The organism is Roseobacter weihaiensis (assembly GCF_020622345.1).
Lineage (GTDB): Bacteria > Pseudomonadota > Alphaproteobacteria > Rhodobacterales > Rhodobacteraceae > Roseobacter > Roseobacter weihaiensis.
In genome coordinates, this window is sequence record NZ_JACNMO010000028.1 from 1 (window position 1) to 20,267 (window position 20,267).

Annotated in this window: 20 protein-coding genes; 17 read left to right on the forward strand and 3 right to left on the reverse strand. The window is 59.8% G+C overall.

The annotated features are described in order from the left end of the window. On the forward strand, positions 1-576 hold a 576-nt coding region (locus tag H7847_RS22035; RefSeq protein WP_227271652.1), incomplete at its 5' end, for an IS3 family transposase. A 265-nt stretch (positions 577-841) separates the two neighbouring features. Here the strand turns inward: H7847_RS22035 and H7847_RS22040 are convergent. Next, positions 842-2,797 (reverse strand): bifunctional 2',3'-cyclic-nucleotide 2'-phosphodiesterase/3'-nucleotidase, encoded by a 1,956-nt coding sequence (locus H7847_RS22040; protein WP_227271653.1) that lies wholly within the window; start codon positions 2,795-2,797, stop codon positions 842-844. Positions 2,798-3,334: 537 nt separating this feature from the next. On the opposite strand from H7847_RS22040, the gene H7847_RS22045 reads away from it, so the two are divergent. After that, on the forward strand, positions 3,335-3,772 hold the full coding sequence (locus H7847_RS22045) for an aggregation factor core (RefSeq protein ID WP_227271654.1): 438 nt from the start codon (positions 3,335-3,337) through the stop codon (positions 3,770-3,772). A gap of 29 nt (positions 3,773-3,801) precedes the next feature. On the opposite strand, the gene H7847_RS22050 is transcribed toward H7847_RS22045, so the two are convergent. Together H7847_RS22050 and H7847_RS22055 are read right to left on the reverse strand one after the other, a co-directional pair. Continuing rightward, positions 3,802-4,890: an SGNH/GDSL hydrolase family protein gene (locus H7847_RS22050; protein WP_227271655.1), complete on the reverse strand. Its 1,089-nt coding sequence runs from the start codon at positions 4,888-4,890 to the stop codon at positions 3,802-3,804. 227 nt (positions 4,891-5,117) lie between these two features. After that, entirely contained in the window at positions 5,118-5,801 is a 684-nt protein-coding gene (locus H7847_RS22055; protein WP_227271656.1) for a fumarylacetoacetate hydrolase family protein, read from the reverse strand. Between the two features lie 140 nt (positions 5,802-5,941). On the opposite strand from H7847_RS22055, the gene H7847_RS22060 reads away from it, so the two are divergent. The 15 genes from H7847_RS22060 to H7847_RS22130 all read left to right on the forward strand — a co-directional run bounded on the left by H7847_RS22060 (position 5,942) and on the right by H7847_RS22130 (position 19,752). Further along, positions 5,942-6,661, forward strand: a complete 720-nt coding sequence (locus H7847_RS22060) for a FadR/GntR family transcriptional regulator (protein ID WP_227271657.1) — start codon at positions 5,942-5,944, stop codon at positions 6,659-6,661. Between the two features lie 87 nt (positions 6,662-6,748). Then, the gene (locus tag H7847_RS22065) at positions 6,749-7,732 is read left to right on the forward strand and encodes an ABC transporter substrate-binding protein (RefSeq protein ID WP_227271658.1); all 984 of its coding nucleotides are present in this window, start codon (positions 6,749-6,751) and stop codon (positions 7,730-7,732) included. A gap of 59 nt (positions 7,733-7,791) precedes the next feature. Beyond that, positions 7,792-8,607 carry an ABC transporter permease gene (locus tag H7847_RS22070; protein WP_227271659.1) on the forward strand — a complete coding sequence of 272 codons (816 nt, stop codon included), beginning with the start codon at positions 7,792-7,794 and terminating at the stop codon, positions 8,605-8,607. Further along, positions 8,607-9,407 (forward strand): ABC transporter ATP-binding protein, encoded by an 801-nt coding sequence (locus H7847_RS22075; protein WP_227271660.1) that lies wholly within the window; start codon positions 8,607-8,609, stop codon positions 9,405-9,407. Before H7847_RS22070 ends, H7847_RS22075 begins: the two co-directional genes overlap by 1 nt. A 3-nt stretch (positions 9,408-9,410) precedes the next feature. Beyond that, positions 9,411-10,163 (forward strand): ABC transporter permease, encoded by a 753-nt coding sequence (locus tag H7847_RS22080; protein WP_227271661.1) that lies wholly within the window; start codon positions 9,411-9,413, stop codon positions 10,161-10,163. Further along, entirely contained in the window at positions 10,160-11,137 is a 978-nt protein-coding gene (locus tag H7847_RS22085) for a substrate-binding domain-containing protein (RefSeq protein WP_227271662.1), read from the forward strand. The genes H7847_RS22080 and H7847_RS22085 overlap by 4 nt, the downstream gene beginning before the upstream one ends. Next, entirely contained in the window at positions 11,134-11,889 is a 756-nt protein-coding gene (locus tag H7847_RS22090; protein ID WP_227271663.1) for a sulfite exporter TauE/SafE family protein, read from the forward strand. The genes H7847_RS22085 and H7847_RS22090 overlap by 4 nt, the downstream gene beginning before the upstream one ends. Positions 11,890-11,984: 95 nt before the next feature. Further along, positions 11,985-12,983 carry a Bug family tripartite tricarboxylate transporter substrate binding protein gene (locus H7847_RS22095; RefSeq protein ID WP_227271664.1) on the forward strand — a complete coding sequence of 333 codons (999 nt, stop codon included), beginning with the start codon at positions 11,985-11,987 and terminating at the stop codon, positions 12,981-12,983. Positions 12,984-13,063: 80 nt separating this feature from the next. Then, positions 13,064-13,576, forward strand: a complete 513-nt coding sequence (locus tag H7847_RS22100) for a tripartite tricarboxylate transporter TctB family protein (RefSeq protein WP_227271665.1) — start codon at positions 13,064-13,066, stop codon at positions 13,574-13,576. Next, a complete protein-coding gene (locus tag H7847_RS22105; RefSeq protein WP_227271666.1) occupies positions 13,569-15,083 on the forward strand; it encodes a tripartite tricarboxylate transporter permease in 1,515 nt (504 codons plus the stop codon). Before H7847_RS22100 ends, H7847_RS22105 begins: the two co-directional genes overlap by 8 nt. Continuing rightward, on the forward strand, positions 15,080-16,339 hold the full coding sequence (locus H7847_RS22110) for an LVIVD repeat-containing protein (protein ID WP_227271667.1): 1,260 nt from the start codon (positions 15,080-15,082) through the stop codon (positions 16,337-16,339). Before H7847_RS22105 ends, H7847_RS22110 begins: the two co-directional genes overlap by 4 nt. Continuing rightward, entirely contained in the window at positions 16,336-16,824 is a 489-nt protein-coding gene (locus tag H7847_RS22115; RefSeq protein ID WP_227271668.1) for an OsmC family protein, read from the forward strand. The genes H7847_RS22110 and H7847_RS22115 overlap by 4 nt, the downstream gene beginning before the upstream one ends. Further along, a complete protein-coding gene (locus tag H7847_RS22120; RefSeq protein ID WP_227271669.1) occupies positions 16,818-17,276 on the forward strand; it encodes a (2Fe-2S)-binding protein in 459 nt (152 codons plus the stop codon). Before H7847_RS22115 ends, H7847_RS22120 begins: the two co-directional genes overlap by 7 nt. After that, positions 17,273-19,390, forward strand: coding sequence for a molybdopterin cofactor-binding domain-containing protein (locus tag H7847_RS22125; RefSeq protein WP_227271670.1), 2,118 nt, complete (start codon positions 17,273-17,275; stop codon positions 19,388-19,390). The genes H7847_RS22120 and H7847_RS22125 overlap by 4 nt, the downstream gene beginning before the upstream one ends. Next, entirely contained in the window at positions 19,387-19,752 is a 366-nt protein-coding gene (locus tag H7847_RS22130) for a site-specific integrase (protein ID WP_227271671.1), read from the forward strand. The genes H7847_RS22125 and H7847_RS22130 overlap by 4 nt, the downstream gene beginning before the upstream one ends. Positions 19,753-20,267: the final 515 nt, after the last annotated feature.

Here is a 20,267-nt window from a genome sequence, read left to right on the forward strand (position 1 = left end):
GCCATTGGTTCGAGCACAATGGCGCGCGGGCGGCTCTGGCTGAACAACGGGTCGTGCGTGCGTCTGCGGCCCGAACGTCCCAATCATGTGTGGTCCTATGATTTCGTGCAGGATCGTACCGCCGCTGGCCGCGCCTATCGGACACTGAACATCATTGATGAATACACCAGGGAGGCGCTGATGATCCGCGTCGACCGCAAGCTCAATTCCACAGACGTGCTGGACGCGCTGACGGACCTGTTCATCCTGCGCGGGCCACCAGAATATATAAGATCCGACAATGGCCCCGAGTTCATTGCTCAGAAGGTGCGGGATTGGATCGCAGCGGTCGGTGCCAAGACCGCTTACATTGAGCCCGGATCGCCATGGGAGAACGGATACTGCGAAAGCTTCAATGCACGCTTCCGCGATGAACTTCTCAACGGCGAGCTGTTCTACAGCCTGTGGGAGGCCCAAATCCTGATCGAGCAATGGCGCATACACTACAACACGGTCAGGCCACATAGCGCATTGGGCTATCGCGCGCCCGCCCCAGAAAGCATCGTCCAGATGGACCCGAGACCCACGATGCACTAACAATCAAACCGGACCACCCGAACGGGGCACGCCAAGCCTGTCTTTCGCGGTGTTTGACGTATGGGTGCTGTTAGCATCTTTGCTGACATTCGCCACTGCCTTTTCGCATTTGGCGCAATTGGTTGTTCAACCGACTCAAAACCTCGTTGCCTGCAAACGCGGTGAGAACTTTGAACTGGTTGATTAGACTGAGCGCCCCCAGCCTAACCAATATCTCTCTGGCTCTACGGCAAGAGCAACGTTTGTTTTGGACGTATGCAGACCCCTAGAGCGAGATACGGAAGCGTGCAAAACCGTCTGGACCATCGCCAGCGGGTTCTATTTTGACGTCAACCTGATCGAGATAGGCTTTGGCCGCAGGGCCTGTATCGAACAGGACTGTGGTGCCTTCCATCGGTGCGAATGACCAGTTGCTATCTGCCCGCGGGCTGATTGTGCCCTTTTCGACAATATAGCGCACGATGACATCACGGTTGGTGTCCGGGCCTTCAAACACGGTAGTCTCTGATGTTGCACCCGGGAAATCACCGCCACCGCCTGCGCGATAATTGTTGGTTGCGATGATGAACTCGGCCGCCATATCCAGCGGTGCACCATCATAGGTCAGATTGACAATGCGACTTGCGTTTGCATCCAGCAGCACGCCTTTGGGATCGTATTTGGAAGGTTGTGAAAGGTCGATTTGATACTCGACACCATCGATCACATCAAAGTTGTAGCTTGGAAACGCAGGGTTCAGCAGCACAACGTCCTGCGCGCCGGGTGTAACTTGGTTAAAGATGCCCGCTGAACGCTCCAGCCAGTCTTTGACCTGTTGACCTGTAACCCGCACCGCACGGGCGGTATTTGGATAGAGATACAGATCAGAGACGTTCTTGATGGCAATATCGCCCTTCGGTACATCGGTGAAGTACTCCGGGCCACCACGGCCACCAGCCTTGAACGGTGCTGCTGCGGAAAGGATCGGCAAGCCTTCGTGCTCTGTCCCTTTCATCATCTGTTCAATGTACCAGAGCTGCGCGATAGACACGATTTGAACCGACGGATCGTCTGCGACCAGGGCAAAGTAGCTGTGCAGGGGTGCGTCGGTTTTGCCCACAGCGCGGCGAACATAAGTCAGCGTCTCGTCATGCTCGGTTTGCACGGAAGCCAACACCGCTGCATCGCTTTCAACCAGCGGGGTGATCGAGCGGTCATCGTTGCTCTTGGAAATCGGCCGGGCTTCAGACATTGCGGATACAACGCGCCATTCATTGCCGTCTTTTTCAACCAGCAGGTCGATCAGGCCCATGTGGCTGCCCCAGAACCCGCCCATCGTGGCGGGGGTGCCCATCAACGTGCCTGCTTCCACATCCGCACCTGCGAAATCTGCGTAGCCGGCGGAGGGGAAAACCAGATGGCTGTGACCTGTCAGAATGGCATCCACCCCATCAAGCCCGGCTAAGGGAACCGATGCATTTTCCATTCCCTCAGACGCATCCGCCGCGCCAATGCCGGAATGCGAAAGGGCAACGATGACGTCTGCACCCTGTTCCTTCATCTGCGGGATATAAGCCATGGCCGTCTCGATAATATCTCGGGCTTGCACATTGCCTTCCAGATGGCGCCGGTCCCAGTTCATCACCTGTGGCGGCGTAAATCCGATCAGGCCCACCTTGATCGCGTGCTCAGCGCCCGCACCATCCGTCACCTTGTGATCCAGAATGACATACGGCGGGATCAGCGTTTTGTCCTTGGTCGGATCCGACCCCAGTTCCAGCGCGACGTTGGCGTTCACCACCGGGAAATTTGCACCGGCCAGCGATTTCATCAAGAAATCGAGGCCATAGTTGAATTCATGGTTGCCCAGCGTCGATGCATTAAAACCAAGCGTGTTCATCGCTTCGATCACCGGATGCGTGTCGCCTTCCTTCATGCCACGCTCATAGGCAATGTAATCACCCATTGGGTTACCTTGCAGGAAATCGCCGTTGTCTATCAATAGTGAGTTGGACGCTTCATCACGGATGGCTTTGATCAAGGAAGCCGTGCGTGCCAACCCAACTGTATCGCGCGTTTTGTCCGCATAGTAATCATACGGAAACACATGCACGTGCAGGTCTGTCGTTTCCATAATCCGTAAATGCGCCTGATTGTTTGCAGCATTGGCCGAGAACGGATGCAGTGCGATAAAGCCGGCGGTGCTAGTAAGAAAGCTGCGGCGATTGAGCGTGATGGACATGAGTATACTCCCCCAAGGATTAACTGATTTCCCAATACCACATATTGGTATTCTTTTGATGTCACGTCGCAAGACGAAACATTGGGCGGATCCTATTGGCAGGCGGCATGAACACGCGGCTTATGCCCAACTTCTGTCAAAAAGAGGCTTTGACAGGCGTTAGATGAAGTACGATGTGATCACTCAGCATAGGGCGGTCTTTTGTGCCAGTTTGCGCAAAAGCGACCGTTCGCACGCGCCGCTGCATATGGCACTTTGGGCTCTTGCCCGACCTCGGATGCGGCGCAGCATCGCCTCCGCCCAGATCTGCTGGGCTGTACCGACGGCCCAATGTGTATGTACCGGCTGCTGTTCGCAAATGATTTCTTCGCATGTTCTCGGAAGTCGCTCATATGTATCCGGCCTACTGATCGACGCGCGGGTCGTGGCCTTGCTGGGGTTATCTGAAGTCAGAACAGGATGGAGATCGGAGATGAAGCACCTTACCCTTGCCGCCCTTTTTGCGACCCTCTGCCCCCGGCGATTGCGGAGGTGGTTGTGCGCTTCGACGAAGCTGCCCCCAAAGATCGGTTTACAGTTGAGAATGCGGGCTCTTGTCCACTGGGGGAGTTTACCCTCAGAATCGATCTTGGCGCCTCGGCGGCTGGTTTGATTTTCGATGTGACCGGGCAGGGGGCTGGCGTGCAGGTTTTCCAACCGCTTGAACTGGTGGAGGGGCAGGCGTTTTTATCGGAGGTACCGCAAGTGCGCGATGGTGACAACGTGATCGTACTGCCTGTCATGTCGCTGTCGCCGGGCGGGCGCATTGTTTTTACCGTTGATGTGGATGACACTGCCGGAAGCCGCGCCACGATAGTGTCCGGCGCGGAAATCCAGGATGCAAAGATTGTTCTGGAACAGAACGCGACTTTGCTGGAAGCAACCTTCGGGCAGGATGCCGTCGCAGGCGTTGCTTTCAGCGGGTGCCATACCTGAGCGCGGCGGAAAAAGCGCCGGAATGTTGGCTATGCGGCCTTTTCCCGGCGCCGGCGCAGAGCCATCGTGGCACCGAGGGCTGTCACGAGCATTAAGGCAGGGGCCGGAAGTGGAACGGGTTGTATGTCGTAGGTCTGCACCAAGCCTTCGCGCGTCAAATCAGCGATCAGCCCGTGTCCGTTCTGCGTTGGATGAATGTTGTCAAAATAGAGAAATCCCGAACAGTCCGCCACGCCGGGGGTCAGTACACAGGCATTCTGAGTATCGCGCAACCCAAGGGGGGCCAGCCGGTCTGCATCCGTTAACGCGCCGTAGATGTCGACGCTGGTGACATTGACGCCAGTGGCGCGCAGCCCGTACAGATAAAGCCCCAGCGCGCTGTTGTAATTTACCACTGTATCTGACAGCGCGGTGCCCAGACCTGTGGTGTCATCGTTGAAGAGTGGAATGACGGAAAAGTCCGGCACATTCATGACGACAAGGTCGTTGATGCCGGCCCCGACAAGCGCTTTGATGTTTGCCTGAACCGCCCCAAAGGTCGCCTGAGCAACCTGCGGCAGAGTGACGGTCGGATCAGCCCCGTTGCTGATCGCCTCCGCGGCGTCCAGAAAGTCGTTGCCCCCGACGAAAACCGTCACCAAAGGGGTGCTGCCCCAGTCCGATTGCCGGTCCAGCAGCCCGCCCTGACCGTCGGGATACTTTGGCGTTGTGCCGGACAGGGTCAGGAATTCATTGAGCTCAAAGGAGGTTGTGAAACTGTCACCTGCCGCAACCTGGGCATCCAGATCAGGGGGGCCGCTGCCGTTGCCCCCGGCGCGGGCGGCGCCGAACGACAGGTTTGCAGTGGCCTTGCCGGCGGCGGCAAATGCGTCTGTAAATTCACGGGCCCAGGTAAAACCATCGGATGAGACGCCGGGCTGTTGCAGGGATGAGCCGCCCGGCAGCGGGATCGGGGGCACCTGTTGTGCCGCGAGGCGGGACACCATGGTCGCGGTATTCCCATTGTCGGACAGGCTGTCTCCCAGCACCCAGAAGCTCGTGAACTGATCTATAATGGGCGAGGCGTGAACGGGTGTTGCGAGGATCGTGGCCAGCCCGAATGCTGTTAAGTATCTCATCTGGTTTCTCCCGGTTGGTTTCGCTTCTTTGCTGAGCGCTGGGCAAACCCTAGGCGATCCAAGGCGGGCAGGGCTAGTCTACCCTTGCGTCACTTCTCGCGGCTGTGGAACCTCGCTGCGTGACCACGGGTCTGCCACTGCCAGCTCGCAATCCGTTTTTCAAAATCAAAGGCGGGCGGGGTATGATGCCCCGCCCGCACAAGCCTAGAATCTCAATGTAACAGGCGTCAGACGACGGTCACCGTCATGGCGCCGAGACCCTCGACGTCGATTGTCATCTTATCGCCTTTCTGCACCGGGCCGACCCCGGCGGGCGTGCCGGACAGGATGACATCGCCGGGGGCGAGGGTGTAATACTCCGACAGGTAAGAGATCATTTCGGGAACCTTCCAGATCATCTGGTTCAGGTCCCCTTCCTGCTTGATATCGCCATTGACCTTCAAAGTCAGTTTGCCGTGGTCAAGATGGCCGACCTCTTCCACCTTGTGGATCGGTCCAACCGGGGCGGAGGCGTCGAAAGCCTTGCCGATCTCCCAGGGTCGTCCCATCTTTTTTGCGACACCCTGAAGATCCCGGCGGGTCATATCAAGACTGAGGGCATAGCCGTAGACATGGTCCAGCGCGCTTTCCAGCGGAATGTTGGTGCCGCCGGATTTCAGAAAGACGGCGACTTCTGCTTCGTGGTGCACGTCGGTGCTTTGGGGCGGGTACGGAAAGCTGCCGGTTGTGTTCAGATCATCAGGGTTTTTCTGGAAAAAGAACGGGGGTTCACGGTCCGGATCGTGGCCCATTTCCACGGCATGGGCGGCGTAGTTACGCCCGATGCAGTACACGCGGCGCACGGGAAAGGTACCTCCGCTGGCGACAGGTACAGAGACTGTCGGTGGAACGGGAATCACGAAGTCGGACATAGAACTCTCCCTGAGTTTTGATGATTCCTTGTGTCTTACACGCGTCGAATAAACAAATCAATCCAAACCAATTTTTATGTATACAAAAGAATACATTGATTATAGTCAAGATACAGGTATTTTGGGCAGGTATGAATGCTTTGGCTAACCAATATCAAACCAATTTGCTGATTGATCGCGCGTCGGATGACATCGAGATCGTCAGCCGCGTGCGGGCCTTCATCGAGAAGGGGGACTACCAGCCGGGCGACAGGCTGCCAGCAGAACGTCATCTGATCGGGAAATTGGGGATGCCGCGGGGCGCGTTGCGCCGCGCCTTTGACGCGTTGGAGCGCGAAGGGGTGATCTGGCGTCACGTGGGTAAGGGCACCTTTATTTCGCGCGACAGTCAGGAGGCGCTGCCCAACGTCGCGGACTGGACGACAGACGTCGCGCGTCAGATCACGCCGTTGCGGATGGTCCGCGCACGGTTGTGCATCGAGCCTGCCCTGGCGAGCGAGGCGGCCCTGAATGCCTCTGCCTCTGCAGTGACGAGAATGCGCATTGCGCAGGAGCGCGCGAGCGCCGCGACCAATTGGGAAGACTATGAAACTCAGGACGATCTTTTCCACCGCGCCATCGCCGAGGCGTCGGACAACCTGCTGCTGTTGGGGCTTTTCGATCAGTTGAACAAGGTCCGCCGCGCGGTGGCTTTCGGGGCGGTAACGCGCAGTACGCCAAGGCCATCGGCCGAGCATTCCAGCTTTGCAGAACACGAAGCCATCGCAGAGGCCATCGAGCGCCGCGACCGCGGTGCGGCACAGGATGCCATGCGGGCGCATCTGCAATCCGTGTCCAAACGTCTTTTCGAGGAGGGCTAGGAGCACATCAGAGCAGCATCATTCCGAAAGGTCCCGGCAGAGGATCGTCTGAATTCGATACATCGACATGCACCAAGGGAGGAGCACATGTCCTTTTCAAGAAGACTAATCCTGAAAGCCGCAGGCGCGGTCACCGCGTTTGCGATGACGGCGACCGGGGCGCTGGCCTCTGACCCACTGCGCGTCGGCCTGGGCGATATTGCAAGCGTTGAAAGCCTCAACCTGCTGATTGCGATGGAGCGGGCGAAAGAGCGGGGCGTGGACATGGAGATGACATTCTTCAATTCCGAGGATGTCGCCGTGCAGGCTGTTCTGTCCGGTGAAGCGCATATCGGTGTGGGGGCACCCTATGCTTTCATGGCTAACTCCAAAGCGCCGATCCGCATGTTTTTCCGCATGTCGACCTTGCTGTTCTTCCCGGTTGTGAATTCCGAGGTCTACGCGGGATGGGCTGATCTGGACGGGCAGGAGATTACCGTGCATTCGCGTGGCTCCGGCACAGAGGCACTTATGCGGCTGATGGAAAAGGTCCACGGTATTGAATACGCCAACGTTTCGTATGTTCCGGGCTCCGAAGTGCGTGCAGGCGCGATGTTGCAGGGCACGATCAATGCGTCGATCGTGGACGCTGCCAACTTCCGCCTCCTGCAAGAGCAGGGCGGCGATAAGTTCGCGCGGTTGCCGCTGGACGGGGTGAATGCCACGGATGAAGCACTTTACGCCCGCGCGGACGTTCTCGAAGGGCGCGCGGATGAGATGCAGATCTTTGTCGAAGAGCTGCTGCGCACCTGGCACGACATCGCGGAAAATCCCGCCATCGTCGAAGAGTTGCGCCTGCAGTATGATCTGCTGCCGGACCTGCCGGAAGACGTCATTGCCGAGGCGGTGCCTTATTACACCGAGGCTGTGGAAAACGGCATCTACCCTCTGAACGGCGGGCAACCCTCTGATGCGCGCGATGACATCGCCTTTCTGGCCGCTGCCGGACAGGTCGAGGGCGACCCCGAGGAGGTGAACCCTGCAGAGTATTGGGATTTCACAGTGCTCGACGCGGCCAAAGCATCGAACTGACCCCGGTCTGACCGCCCCGGCATCGGTCGGGGCGGCAGTCTCACGCAAGGACAGATGGAATGTCGAGTGTTCAGACAAACTCCGGCCTGATTGCAGGCCCCACCAGCAGGGCTTTTGCGATGGTGGGTGGCACGCCGCTTTTGTGGCGGCTGGCCTCGCTCGCGATCTTCTGCGCGGTGTGGGAAATTGCGGGACGGACCAACTTCAACTGGGCTTTTCCAACTTTTTTCGAGACGATGGCGGCCCTCTGGTCCATGCTGGCGGATGGGTCGATGATCATGGCCTACGGGCGCACGCTGGAGCCGCTGGTGATCGGCCTGGTGATCTCGCTCAGCATTGGTGTCGGGGCGGGTGTTCTAATGGGCCTGCGCAGGGATGCCGAATGGATCACCCTGCCGATCTTTATCACGATGCAGGCCGCCCCGATGGCGGCTCTCATTCCGCTGATTACCTTTGTTTACGGCATCGGGCTGACCGCCAAGGTGCTGGCGGTGTGCATGCTCGCCATGCCGGTGATTGCCATCAACAGTTACAAGGCCGTGCGCAACGTGCCGCCCTCTCTGGTGGATATGAGCCAGAGCTTTATGGGCAGCCGGTCGCAACAGGTGTTCAAGGTCATCCTGCCCGCCGCCAGCCCGATGATGTTTGCAGGTATTCGCCTCGGCGTCGCCGAAGGCTTTTCGGGCGTGGTGCTGGCCGAGTTGCTGATCACCCCGACAGGGATCGGCGATCTCATTACCTTCAACCGCTCGATTGCGAAGTTCGATCACATGTATGCGGCGATCTTTTCCATCGTGGCCTTTGCGGTCATCGCCGTGTCGCTGCTGCACCGTCTGGAGATTACGATTTTCCGGCCTGAGAAACGAGGCGCCTGATGAACATGAATACAGCGATCAATATACAGGAGCAGGCGGCCACGGACGCGATCATTGAGGTGCGCGGCGTGCACAAGGTCTACGGCGAAACCGTCACCGCGCTTCAGGATATCAACCTCGATTTCAATCGGGGCGAGTTGACCTCGCTGCTGGGCCCTTCCGGGTGTGGTAAGACCACCCTGCTGAAAATCATCGCAGGCCTGCTGAAACCCACCAGCGGTGAGGTCCGTGTCAATGGCCGCCCGGTGACGGGTCCGGGTCCGGAACGCGCCTTTGTGTTTCAGGACTTCGCGCTGATGCCCTGGGCCACAGTGGTGCGTAACGCGGCTTTCGGGCTGGAGCTTCAGGGGGTGGCCAAGGCCGAGCGGGAGGCCCGCGCCCGCCACTACGTCGAAGAGGTCGGGCTTGCGGGGTTCGAGGATAAATACCCGCATGAGCTTTCTGGGGGAATGCGCCAGCGGGTTGGGCTGGCCCGCGCACTGGCGGTGGATGCGGATGTTCTGCTGATGGACGAGCCCTTTTCAGCCGTCGATGAGCAGACCCGCCGCAAGTTCCAGGAAGACCTGATCCGTCTGCGCGAGGTGGAGAACAAGACCTTCATCCTCGTGACCCACTCCATCGAAGAGTCCGTGTACCTGTCGGACCGGATCATCATGTTGTCACCGCGTCCGGGGCGGCTCAACCGCATCGTCACGCCGGAGATTGACCGGTCCGGCGACCCGGATCTCATTCGTCGCAACCCCGAGTACCTTGATCTCATTGATGAGATCTGGACCGGGCTCAGAGCCTATGTGGAGTAGCTGATGGAACTTTATGGCTTCAAGGTTCCCCGGTTTACCGCGTTGCTCTTTTGGGCCGCACTTTGGGAATTTGTCGGACAGTTTGAGCTGTTGTTGCTGTTCCCGCCGCTCTCGGAGGTGCTGATGGCCCTGCCGGACGTTCTGACGACGCCAAGCTTTGGCGAAGCGGCCCGCCTGACGGTGGCAAGCTACCTGGGCGGTCTGACACTGGCCATCGTGATCGGTGTGGGGCTGGGCATGTTGATGGGGTTGGTCAAGGCCGCCGATAACCTGTTGAACATGTGGGTGAATATTTTTCTCTCAGCCCCCCTGTCGGCGCTCGTCCCGGTTATCATGATCCTTTTCGGCATGGGGATGCCCACCGTGGTGGTGACCGTCTTCATGTTTGCCGTCTGGATCATTGCGCTGGATACGCGGGCCGGGGTGTTGCATGTTTCGCCCTCGCTGATGGAGATGTCGCGCTCCTTTGGCGCATCGCGCGTCGCGCGTTTTCGCATCATCCTGTGGTCCGCCATGCCGGAGATCCTGGCCGGCGTGCGCCTTGGTGTGATCCGCGGGGTCAAGGGGGTTGTGATCGGTCAGCTGCTGGTCTCCATCATCGGGGTGGGCGCGCTCTTTTCGCTCTATTCGCAAAACTTCCTGATGGCGCATTTCTGGGCGCTCATCCTGATCCTGTTTGCCTTTGCATTGACCCTTGCCGATCTCATCGCCCGGCTGGAAACGCGCATCGAATACTACGCAGGCGCGCGCGCATGAAGCTGACGCTCGCCACCTGGGACCACGACCGCGTCATGCCGCTGCATGACGGGCGGGTCACCGTGCCGGGCGTGGCGTTTGACAGTCACATCCTGCCCACTGGCAAGCTCTTTCCACTTGCGGTGCAGGAGGCGCGGTTCGACATCACCGAGCTGTCGGTATCGAGCTATGTGCTGCAGGTTTCGCGCGGCGAAAGCGCCTATACCGCTATCCCGGCCTTTATCAGCCGGGCCTTTCGGCACAGCGGGTTTTACGCGCACCGCGATGCCCGGATCGAGACCTTGGCCGATCTGGCGGACAAGCGTGTCGGGGTGCCCGAGTATCAGATGACGGCCGCCCTGTGGATGCGCGGTCTGCTGGCCGATGAATACGGTGTGGATTGCACGAAACTGCACTGGCGCACCGGGGCGCTGGACACCGGCGTGCGGCACGAAAGACTGGCCCTTGATCTGCCCGACGGCATGGTTGTTGCGCCGATCAAGGACGGTGAGACGCTTCAGGACCTCTTGCTGGCGGGCGAGATTGATGCGCTTTTGGCCCCCAACCCGCCAAAGGCGTTTCTGGAGAATGACCCGGCGATCAGACGCATTATCTTGGACTTCGGCCCGGCCGAACGCGCCTATCACCGCAAGACGGGGTTCTTTCCGATCATGCATCTGATCGGCGTGCGCAAATCACTGGTCACGGCGCACCCGTGGTTGCCAAAGGCCCTGCTTGACGGTTTTACCAAGGCCCGTGACATCGCGCTTGACCGTTTGAATGCCGTGTGGCTCGGGTCGGCCAATCGCCTTTCGTTGCCCTGGCTGAACGAAGCCATGGAAGCGACCCGCGCTGCGATGGGTCAGGACTATTGGCCCTACGGGTTTGAGGCCAACCGCAAGGAGCTGACCGCGATCTGCCGGTATTCCAGCGCGCAGTACCTTGCCGCCCGCCCCGTCTCTCCCGAAGAGCTTTTCCCGGAGGCGGTGCGATGACCCCCGAGCTGATCCACGCGGGCCTTGGATGGCCTGTCGCAGGAACACTGGCGGCGCTGAGCTTTGTGGCGTCTTTCATCACGGTGGCCTTCGGGATTGGCGGCGGGGCGGTGATGCTGGCCGTCATGGCGGTGCTCTTGCCTGCCGCAGCCATCATCCCGGTGCACGGTCTGGTGCAGCTGGGCTCCAACGCCGGGCGGTTGTCGATCATGTTGGGCCATGTCCAGCGCGCGGTGATCCCGGCGTTTTTGCTGGGCGCCATCGTTGGGGTGGCAATCGGTGGATCAATGGTGGTGCAACTGCCTGCGGGGGCCATCCAGCTTGGGGTCGGCATGTTCATTTTGTGGTCGGTCTTTTTCAGACCCCCCGGCTTTATGCGCAACTCATCCAGCGTTACGGGCGTTCTTTCAAGTTTTCTGACGATGTTTTTCGGCGGAACCGGCCCCTTCGTGGCGACCTTTGTCAAAGCGCAAGGGTTCGACCGGATGGGTCATGTGGCCACCCATGCCGCTTTGATGACCATCCAGCACCTGCTGAAAATCCTGGTTTTCGGCTTTCTGGGCTTTGCCTTTTCTCAGTGGATCGGATTTGTCGCCTTGCTGATCGCAGCCGGCTTTCTGGGCACAGTCGTGGGCCGTCAGGTGCTGACCAAGATCAACGAAAAGCGCTTTCACTTGCTGCTCAACGCCGTGCTGACTGTTCTGGCATTGCGGCTGATCTGGTCGGGAGGGACCGGGCTGATGAGCGGATAGCCTTATCTGACAACCAAATGTTCAGGCAGTGCGCCAAGCCTGAACTCAGAACAAAAAAGGCGCAAGGAGAAATGTATTCAAGGGAGGATACCAGAATGACGAAGATGAAAATGAACCGCCGGATGCTTCTCGGCACCGGCATCGCGGCATCTGCGATGACTCTGGCCACGCCGGGTCTGTTGCGGGCGTCCAGTTTCCCCGACCGAAACATGAAGGTCTACATTCCGACCCGCGAAGGCGGTGGTGCCGACCGAAACTTCCGTGCGTTTTCCAGTGTCTGGAAGACCAAGCTCGGGGTGGATTTTGAGCCCGGATTCTATCCCGGCGCCTCGGGTCGCGTGGGCTATGAAATCTACATGGGCAAGGCCGAGCCTGACGCCTACAACCTGATCTTTGGCAACATGGGGCCGGAGGTGCTGAACTGGGCGGTGCAGGCTCCGAGCTTTGACGTGGAGGATTACTTCTATTTTGGCCGGGTCGACACCGATCCGGGCTGCGCGTTCGTGGGCGCTGAAAGCAGCTTGCAATCCATCGAAGACATCATTGCCGAAGGTAAAAAGCGGACCCTGACCGTGGGCACGAGCCGTATGGCGCATCCGGCCTCCATCGGGATTCTGGCCTTGGGCGAGGCGACGGGCGCGAGCTTCAACCTGATCCCGCTGTCTGGCGGCAAGAACACCGTCGCAGGGGCCGTTACGGGTGAGGTTGATTTCTCCGTTCTGACCTCCGGGTCCGTGATTGCCGCGGGTGACAGCGTCAAGACCGTCTTGGTGTTTGGCGAAAACAAGGTCGGTGAGGCCCTGGATAATGCGCAAAACATCAATGACGCCTTTGATCTTGATCTGCCCGAGATGCTTTCGTCACGGGCCTTTGGCATCCACAAGGCGGCTGCGGACAATCATCCTGACCGGTTTGAAAAGCTGGTGGAGACGTTTAACGCCACCTTCGAGGATCCTGCGCTGATGGAATCCTACGTCGCCGCAAACGGCACGCCGGAATATCTCAACAACGGGGGTGTCGAAGAATGTGCACAGTTCGTCAAGGACATGCTTGAGCTTGGGAACCGCTACAAGCCGCTGCTGACCGGTGCCTAGGGCCTGAGAAATGCGCCGGCGCCTTGGGAGGGGGCCGGCGTTGTCGCTTGACTGCTGTCTGACGCCGCACAGGAAACACCATGGCTCATGATCCGAACCGCGCACCGCGCCATCTGGGCGCTGACCTTGTCATCCCCATTCTGGCTGTGGTCTTCACGCTCTACTTCTTTTCGACGATCTGGAACTCGCCCTGGACCGCACAGGTCAGCGCGTTTTCCATCGGCGGGGTCCTGCTTTTTATCTGCCTTTTGTTTTTCATCAAGGTGACCGGGCAGCTCCGGCGGGGGGAGGGGCGTCTCACCTTCACAAGCCTCGTCAATTTCGAGGACATCCGCAGCGGGCGGGTGGCGCTGATTGGCACAACAATCGGGTTCTGTGTCTTGATCGACACGCTGGGTTTTACGCTCACGACCTTCCTGTTCCTGTGGCTCAGCATGGCGATTCTGGGGGCGTTTAAACGCCTCGGGCGGGTCACGATCACCTCGGCCATTCTGGCCTTTGGCGGCTGGGCCGTGTTCATCCTCGCCTTCGAGACCCGGTTCCCGCGCGGCTGGTTCGAGCAGACCATGCAGACGGTGCTGAGCAATGGGTGAGACAGCTTCCCTTCTGGCGACGGTCTTTCTGGAAACGATCAGTTTCTGGTGGGTCATAATACCGACCATTTTCCTGGGCCTCATCGTGGGCGGCATTCCGGGCTTTTCAGCGGCCAATACGATCATCATCCTGATGCCGCTGACGCTTGCGATGGATCTGCAGACCGGGCTGATCTTTATGGTTTCGCTTTATTGTGCCGCGCGGATGGGGGCGGGCATTCCGGCCATTCTCGTTAACATCCCCGGCACCGCAGGGGCGGCGGCCACCCCGCTCGACGGCTATCCGATGACCAAACAGGGCCGTGGCCAGCAGGCCTTGGCCATCTCATTTGTCGCCTCTTCGCTGGGCGGGTTGCTGACCACGATGATTGCCCTTGCCGCCATGCCGATCCTGGCGCGCGTGGGCTTCTACATGCACTCGGTGGAGATGATCGTGGTGATGCTGTTTGGCATCTCGCTCATCGCGTCGATCGCCGCGCAGGACATGCTGAAAGGCCTGATCGCCGGTTTCTCCGGCCTGATGCTGGGCGCGATTGGCACCGATGTGGTCTATGCCACACCGCGCGGCACCATGGGTTTTCTGGAGCTATACGATGGCGTGCCGCTCATCCCGGCGCTAGTTGGGCTTTTTGCCGTCTCCGAGGCGTTCATCATCATCGAGAAACGCGTGATCCTCACCAAGCAGGGCCAGAAAGCCATGGAGAATCCCTCCTGGGCCGCGACCTTCGAGGGGGTCAAGGACGCGCTCTCGCGTTGGACCCATATTGGCTGGACTTCGGTGATCGGGTTGGTGATCGGCGTGATTCCCGGTGCGGGGGCCTCCATCGCAAGCTTCGTGGCCTACCAGCAGTCGCGCACGTTCTCCAAAACACCCGAGAAATACGGCACCGGCCATATCGAAGGGCTTGTGGCCCCGGAAAGCGCCAACAATGGCGTGACCTCGGGGACGCTGGTGCCGCTCCTGGTGCTGGGTATTCCGGGCGGGGCCACGGCGGCGATCATGCTGGTGGTGATGCAATACCACGGCGTCAGCTTCGGCCCCTCTCTCTTTCAACAGGAACCAGAGGTCGGTTACGGCATGTTCATGGCGATGGCGGTGTCTTACCTGCTGATGATCCTCACGATCATCCCCCTGTCACGCTACATGAGCCGGGTGACCACGGTGCCGACGATCTATCTGGCCCCGATGATCATCTCCTTCACCTTGGTGGGGGCCTTTGTGCCGCGCGAATACATGTTCGACATGTATCTCGCCCTGGCCTTTGGTGTGATCGGCTATATCGCGCGCCGGACGGGCTATCACGTGGCCGCGATCTTGATCGGCGTGATCCTCGGACCCTTGCTGGAGACCTATTTCCTGCGGGCGCTCAAAAAGTCCGAAGGCGATATGATGGTGCTGTTTTCCTCGACCCTTGGAAACATCCTTTGGGTCGCTTTGGTGGTATCGCTGGTGCTGCCCGCCGTTCTGGACTGGCGCCGCAAGAAAAGGGAGCTTTTGTCGTCATGAAAGTTGCATATGAGATAGAAACCGGGAGTAATATCCGGGCGTTGGGGCGGCTCGACATTCCAGGCGGCGGGCAGGTCGTGGTGCAGGGCGACTACGCCTACATCGGCCATATGAAACCGCCGCACGGGACCTCGATCGTGGATGTCTCTGATCCGGCCAACCCGAAGGTGGTGGCGCATATCGATCCGCCGGACTGGTCGCATACACACAAGGTACGTGTGGTGGGCGACCTGATGATTACCAACGTCGAGCAGGACCGCCGCCATTTTCTGCGCAAGGGCAACAAGATCCCGGCGCTCAGGCAGAGCGGCAAATCCGAGGCTGAGATCGCGGTCGCTCTTGGCGTTCACCCTCACGATATCGCGGACCTCGATGCGGCGCGGGAACGGGGCTACGACGGCGGTGGGTTCCGGGTCTGGGATATTTCCGACAAGACGCAGCCCCGGCTGTTATCCTATGTCAAAACCTATGGTTTTGGGACGCATCGTTTCGACATGGATGCGCATTACGCCTATATCTCCACCGAGATGGAGGGCTATGTCGGCAATATATTGGTGATCTACGATCTGGCGGACCCGACCACTCCGCGCGAAGTGTCGCGCTGGCATATGCCAGGCCAGCACGTGGCCGCGGGCGAGGTGCCCACCGGGGCAGGCTACAGCCACCGGCTGCATCACGCGATGCGCTGCGGCGATGAGCTTTGGGCCGCGACCTGGCATGCCGGGATGCGGGTGCTTGACGCCACGGACATCACCAGGCCGCGCGAGATCGGCGGCTACGCCTGGCCCCAGGCGATCCCGGAACCCACCCATACCGTGATGCCGCTGGAGCAGCCCATCAACGGACGGCGCTATGCCGTGGCCATTGATGAGGAACACGCGCATCTGCCCGGCCGTTTGCACGGGTTTGTCTGGGTCATGGATGTCACCGACCTCAGTGCGATGGAACCTGTCGCCGCCTGGGACCTCACAGAGCGGGCCTGTCCCTTTATCGGCGAGGAAGGTGCCCGCTTTGGCGCGCATCAGTTCCGCGAAAAGCTCGACAGCACGTTGGTTTATTGCACGTGGTTTGCCGGCGGGCTGCGGGTGCTCGATCTGGCGGACCCCTTGCTGCCGAAAGAGGTGGCGCATTTCATTCCCGCGCGCGGGCCGGAGGGGGCAGCGCCGCAATCCAACGACGTGGATGTGGGCGAGGACGGCCGCATCTATTTACTCGACCGTGTGAACGGTCTCGATATCCTGGAGATGACACTATGACTGATGCCGCTGACGATCTTTTGCCCCCAAGCGTGGACCCCAAACGCAAAGCTCTCGGGATCCGGCGCGTTTCCGCCCGCAACGAGGGATCGACCCGCAGCGTGATGATGGTGCGCGATCACGTGGTCATCACCGACGAGAAAGAAAGCAACACCGGTCCCACGCCGCTGGAGATGACGCTGTCGTCGCTGTGCGGCTGCGAAGGGGTTATCATCAACCGCTGTGCCGAGGCGATGAAGTTTGACTATTCGGCTGTCGATATCGAAGCCGATGGCGAGGTGGATCAGCGCGGCAGTCGCGGGGTGCAGGGGGTCCGGCCCTATTTCAACTGGGTCAAGATGCGTATTCGCATCCACACCAATGAAACCGATGATCGCCTCGACCGGTTGCGCAGGAACGTCGAATATCGCTGCCCGGTGATGAACCTCTTTACCTCCGCGGATGTAAAGTTGGATGTGACCTGGGAAAAGGTCGCGCCTTGCTGAAACTCCGCATCAACGGCCAGCTGCGCGCGGTGACCTCCGCGCCCGACACGCCGTTGGCCTACGTTCTGCGGGATGAATTCAAGCTGAAGGGTACCAAGATCGGGTGCGGGTTGGAGCAATGCGGGGCCTGCACCGTTCTGGCCGACGATGAGGCGGTGCAGAGCTGTGCAACCCCGGCCGCGGTTTTTGAAGGGCGCGCGATCACCACCATCGAGGGTCTGTCACAGACGCCCGAGGGCAAACGGGTGCAGCAGGCTTTTGTCGCTCAACGAGCGGCCCAATGCGGCTATTGCACGGCGGGGCTGGTGGTTGCTGTCACCTCGCTGCTGCGCACCCAGGGCGCGTTTGATCGCGCCACCGCCCAAACTGCCTTGCGGGGACATTTGTGCCGCTGCGGGTCGCATCCTCGTGTGCTGGCCGCAGCAGAGGCAGCGCAAAAGGGCGACGGATGAGCCTGACCGTCTATCCTTTCGTGCGCGACTGGCTGCGTGTCGCTCAGGGCAGGCTGGTCTTGCGAACCGGCAAGGTCGATATCGGCCAGCGGATATCCACGGCGCTGATGCGCATCGCAGCCGAAGAACTGAGCCTGCCGATTGACCGGATCGATGTCGCCCCGGTCCGCACAGGCGACAGCCCCGATGAGGGGATCACTTCAGGCAGCAATTCCATTCAGCAAACGGGCCAGGCTCAACGCTTAGCCTGCGCGACGGCACGCGGGGCGGCGCTGTTGCGGGCGGCAGAGGGTTTCGGGGTTGATGTTGCAGCGCTTGATCTGGCGGAGGGCCTTGTCAGACATCGCGGCAGCAACAAGCAGATCAGCGTTCTCGACCTTCTGTCAGAACTTGCGGATGATCTGAAGGTCGACCCAGAGGCACCATCGCGGGCCCTGAACACGGCCTTGGGGGACGCCCCGCCGCGAGGCCTGCGCGCGATGGTCGAAGGAACCTTTGCCTACCTCCATGATCTTGAGCGCCCTGGTATGCTGCACGCGCGTATTGTGCGCCCCCCGGTGCTGGATGCGGTACTGATTGACATTGATCCCGATCCGCTGCACCGCGCGCAAGCGGCAGGCTTGCAGATCATACGCGATGGCTCCTTTCTTGCCGTGGCGGGCACGCCGGAATGGGCGGTGGTCCGCGGCGCGGAGAAACTCTCAGCCGCCTGTAACTGGGACATTGGCACCGGCCTTGAGACCGGCGATGTGTTTGAGGTGATGGCAGAGCGTGACGCAGAGCGTCTCACCGTCGTAAACGGTTTTCCCGAGACATCCCTGCGGCTGCCCGAGCCCATCGAGACGCCAGATTTCGAAGCCACTTTCAAGCGGCCCTACACGCTGCATGGGGCTTTGGCCCCCTCAGCCGCCTTGGCCGAGTTCAAGGCGGGGCAGTTGGAGATTCTGACCCATAGCCAGGGCATATACCCGTTGCGTGACAGCATCGCGGACAGTTTGGCCATGGCACCGGAAGATGTCGTTGTCGAACATGCGCCGGGCTCCGGCTGCTACGGGCACAACGCGGCGGATGATGTGGCCTTTGAGACAGCTCTCATTGCGCGTGCCTTGCCGGACAGGCCCGTTTTGCTGAAGTACACCCGCGCGGATGAGCACGCGCGCGAGCCTGTCGGGCCTGCTATGGCCGTGTCGGTGCGGGCCAGTCTGGACGATGAAGGCGAGGTCGCCGCACTCTGGATGGAGGCGCGGGGCGATACCTTTCGCGGCCGCCCACGTGCGGGTCCGAACAGGGCAGGCGCGGCGCGTCTGGCCGCCAACAGGGCCCGTGATGCGGACATCCCTCGCTTTGTGCCGGAACCGAACATGAACAGGCACGCCGGGTTGCACCGCAACCTCGACCCGATCTACGCCTTTGCCGATAAACGGTTGGTCAAGGCGCTGGTGCCGGATCTGCCTTTACGCTCCTCGGCGCTGCGATGTCTTGGGGCTACCGCGAATATTCTGGCCCTTGAGAGCATGATGGACAGCTTGGCGGGGCGCGCGGGGGCGGACCCGATTTCCTACCGGCAAAGGCATCTCGAAGATCGCCGCGCCGCTGCCGTGCTTGACAGGCTGCAGGACATGCTCAAACGACCACCGTTCCTTGGGGAGGGCGCGGGCCGGGGTATTGCCTATGCGCAATACAAGAACGCCATGACACGGGTTGGGGTGGCCGTTGATCTGACGGTCCAAGAATGTGGTGCGGTTCGGCTGGATCACGTGCGCCTTGCTGCCGACGCCGGGCGGGTGGTGGATGCCGATGGGCTCCGGGCGCAACTGGAGGGCGGTGTGCTCCAAGGGGCCAGTTGGGCCTTGCATGAAGAGGTGCATTGGGGTCCCAGCGGGAGAGAAACCTTGGATTGGGACAGCTATCCGGTGCTGCGCTTCGATGAAGTCCCAAAGATCACCATAGAGGTGATTGGCGGCGGGGATGCGCCGTCTGTCGGCGCGGGTGAAGCAAGCCCGCCTCCCACCGTGGCCGCCATCGCCAACGGCATTTTTGCGGCAACCGGTTTGCGGCTGTACCGGCTGCCACTTAACGCGGATGCGATCATGACGGCCGCTCTGCAGGAGTGAAGCTGCTTCCGCTATCTGACTATCTGCTCAAATTGCTTCGGGAAGGAAAAGACAGCGCGGGGGCTTCCCCATGGGTGTTTCCTGGTAACGGTCCCGCCGGTCACATTGTCGAACCCAAAAAGTTTTTTCAGCGGGTCAGCGCTGCTTCAGGCGTATCTTTTACACTTCATGACTTGCGTAGAACTTACATCACGATTGCTGAGAGCCTGGACATTCCACACTATGCGCTCAAACGGTTGCTGAACCATCGCTCATCTGCTGACGTTACGGGAGGTTATATTATTATCAACGTGAACAGACTGCGCGGCCCGGTTGAACTTATTTCCGAACGCATCCTCCAAATGAAAGATCGCCAGCGCTGATTGGAGTAGGGACGTTCAACTCAGCTGAATTGTGTCCGACAATCTCCAAGAGCTCCAAGCGTTGATACAAACGCAGTGTGCGTATAACCTTGGGCTTAGCGAACTGTGGAGGCTGCAAAATGCTCGTCGAGTTGCAGACCAGACGCCGCGCTGTTGCGTTGGCATATCGAAGATATGTTGAAGCCGACTATGCTTGGAACAGCTCTACCCAAAGTGCTATGAGTTGGTTTCCTGATGCCCGTCAGGGCCACGTTGCGACTATTGGAAACCCAGGATCCAAAGTTCGCCGCTTATATCGTCAAAGTGAGCGCGCAATACTTCAGTTGGAAACGGCACGGCTAAAGCTCAACCTAGCAAAAACACGATTGTTGAAAAGGCATCGCCAAGCAAGCATAGGGCCGCTTCTTATTGGCCTCTCCCTGAGCAGCAATCATTAGCGAAGTATTTCCCCCTTCTGGACATTCGTCACAAACCGGCGAATGGCCCAGTATGGATTAGCTTAAATTCTTTCCCTT

What these genes read in the sequence shown, in the direction of transcription:
- H7847_RS22040 (WP_227271653.1), bottom strand. Translation starts at nt 2,797, where the DNA reads ATGTCCATCACGCTCAATCGCCGCAGCTTTCTTACTAGCACCGCCGGC.
- H7847_RS22050 (WP_227271655.1), bottom strand. Translation starts at nt 4,890, where the DNA reads ATGAGATACTTAACAGCATTCGGGCTGGCCACGATCCTCGCAACACCC.
- H7847_RS22055 (WP_227271656.1), bottom strand. Translation starts at nt 5,801, where the DNA reads ATGTCCGACTTCGTGATTCCCGTTCCACCGACAGTCTCTGTACCTGTC.
- H7847_RS22065 (WP_227271658.1), top strand. Translation starts at nt 6,749, where the DNA reads ATGTCCTTTTCAAGAAGACTAATCCTGAAAGCCGCAGGCGCGGTCACC.
- H7847_RS22070 (WP_227271659.1), top strand. Translation starts at nt 7,792, where the DNA reads ATGTCGAGTGTTCAGACAAACTCCGGCCTGATTGCAGGCCCCACCAGC.
- H7847_RS22075 (WP_227271660.1), top strand. Translation starts at nt 8,607, where the DNA reads ATGAACATGAATACAGCGATCAATATACAGGAGCAGGCGGCCACGGAC.
- H7847_RS22080 (WP_227271661.1), top strand. Translation starts at nt 9,411, where the DNA reads ATGGAACTTTATGGCTTCAAGGTTCCCCGGTTTACCGCGTTGCTCTTT.
- H7847_RS22085 (WP_227271662.1), top strand. Translation starts at nt 10,160, where the DNA reads ATGAAGCTGACGCTCGCCACCTGGGACCACGACCGCGTCATGCCGCTG.
- H7847_RS22090 (WP_227271663.1), top strand. Translation starts at nt 11,134, where the DNA reads ATGACCCCCGAGCTGATCCACGCGGGCCTTGGATGGCCTGTCGCAGGA.
- H7847_RS22095 (WP_227271664.1), top strand. Translation starts at nt 11,985, where the DNA reads ATGACGAAGATGAAAATGAACCGCCGGATGCTTCTCGGCACCGGCATC.
- H7847_RS22100 (WP_227271665.1), top strand. Translation starts at nt 13,064, where the DNA reads ATGGCTCATGATCCGAACCGCGCACCGCGCCATCTGGGCGCTGACCTT.
- H7847_RS22105 (WP_227271666.1), top strand. Translation starts at nt 13,569, where the DNA reads ATGGGTGAGACAGCTTCCCTTCTGGCGACGGTCTTTCTGGAAACGATC.
- H7847_RS22110 (WP_227271667.1), top strand. Translation starts at nt 15,080, where the DNA reads ATGAAAGTTGCATATGAGATAGAAACCGGGAGTAATATCCGGGCGTTG.
- H7847_RS22115 (WP_227271668.1), top strand. Translation starts at nt 16,336, where the DNA reads ATGACTGATGCCGCTGACGATCTTTTGCCCCCAAGCGTGGACCCCAAA.
- H7847_RS22125 (WP_227271670.1), top strand. Translation starts at nt 17,273, where the DNA reads ATGAGCCTGACCGTCTATCCTTTCGTGCGCGACTGGCTGCGTGTCGCT.